Source organism: Vibrio sp. YT-19(2023) (assembly GCF_033337395.1).
In genome coordinates this window covers 1-583 of sequence record NZ_JAWOQN010000831.1, presented here as the reverse complement: position 1 = coordinate 583, position 583 = coordinate 1, and the positions used below count along the sequence as shown (strand labels likewise).

General features: G+C 44.3%; 1 protein-coding gene. It reads right to left on the bottom strand.

Translation table 11 applies throughout. The annotated features are described in order from the left end of the window. A partial coding sequence (locus tag R7E78_RS28710) for a recombinase family protein (RefSeq protein ID WP_318058957.1) occupies nucleotides 1-306 on the bottom strand: 306 nt, incomplete at its 3' end. Nucleotides 307-583 lie beyond the last annotated feature (277 nt).

The following is a 583-nucleotide window of genomic DNA, read 5'->3' as shown; positions in this document are numbered from 1 at the left end:
GGGTTCAAACGTCAATGGTTCACACACGGTTTTTAGTGTGACGCCTTTTTCAAGCAAGGCTCGAATGGCGTTGAGAGCCTGACTAAAATCGCGACCAAATGCTGTCAGCCACCACATCACGATGGTATCGCCAGATTGAATCGTATTGCTAAGTTTTTGAAACGCTTCTCTTTCTGAAGGGGGAACGCAGCCACGAATTTTATCTTCAAAATGCAGTGCATCAGGAGCGGCCTCGCGCAACGCAGCAAGGTGCTCACTGTGGGCTTTGTTTTTTGGAGAGTAGCGCGTGTAGATATAAGTCGTCATGACCGCATTCCTCATTGGGTTGGTTCATATACTGTAATGGTCCATAAATATACAAGGGTTCATTAATTCTTACAACACTAAATGAACCGTTTGGGTTTTCTTAGAGCCATATCCCCGTGATCTAGGTGATGAGTTTTATGGCTGATTGGTGTTCAAAGATGTATGTTGGGGTATCTGTCTGCAAGCAATGAAAAAAGCCGATACAGATGTTTGTATCGGCTTTTTGTTTTAGGTGTTGTATTGGCTAGCTTTGCAATTGCTCACCTTGTGGCGAGTT